Source organism: Variovorax sp. P4_D9 (genome assembly GCF_056401695.1).
Map to the genome: position 1 here is coordinate 1 of NZ_JBFUIU010001702.1, position 664 is coordinate 664.

Here is a 664-nt window from a genome sequence, read left to right on the forward strand (position 1 = left end):
GCCGATAGCCTTGGTTCAGGCGCTCTACGTGCACCTTCTCGTTGATGCGTCACGCAATGTCACGCGCGGTCACGCGACGGTCACGGATGAAGACTTGGCAAGTTCGCTCGACGTGACGGAAGAGGCTGTCGCATCCGTGATCGCCGCAATGCAGAGCCGAGTGCTCGACGGACGGCGCCTTCTGGGATGGGACGCAAGGCAGCCGAAGCGCGAGGACGGTGGCGATGGCGCCACGGGACCAAAGTCCGCTGCACAGAGGAAGCAAGAGCAACGCGAGCGCGAGCGTGCGGCCGCTCAAGCTGCTGCCGAGCAAAGGTGTCACGACGAGTCACGCACGGTCACGCTAGATAAAGATAAAGAACAAGACAAAGAGAAGACCCCCCCTACGGGGGGTGTTGGGGGGGGCGAGGATCCAAAACCCACGAAAGCGGGAACCGTGGCGAAGGCAATCCGGGCCAAGGGCATTGCCGACGTGAACCCGTCGAACCCAGAGCTGATCGCATTGATCGGCCAGGGCGTGTCCGTCGAAACCTTCGAGGCCGCAGCCGACACCTGCGCGAAGGCCAAGCCGCCGAAGCTGAACATCAACTACCTCCTTGGCATCGTGAAGCGGCAACTCGGCGAGGCCGCAGTCATCGCCTCCGGCGTTGGCATGCCTCAGAAG

The 664-nt window shown here is 63.0% G+C and carries 1 pseudogene; it reads left to right on the forward strand.

Annotated elements, in window-relative coordinates:
- Positions 1-28: 28 nt before the first annotated feature.
- Positions 29-664, forward strand: a pseudogene (locus AC1DY5_RS57855) (hypothetical protein); the annotation flags it as partial.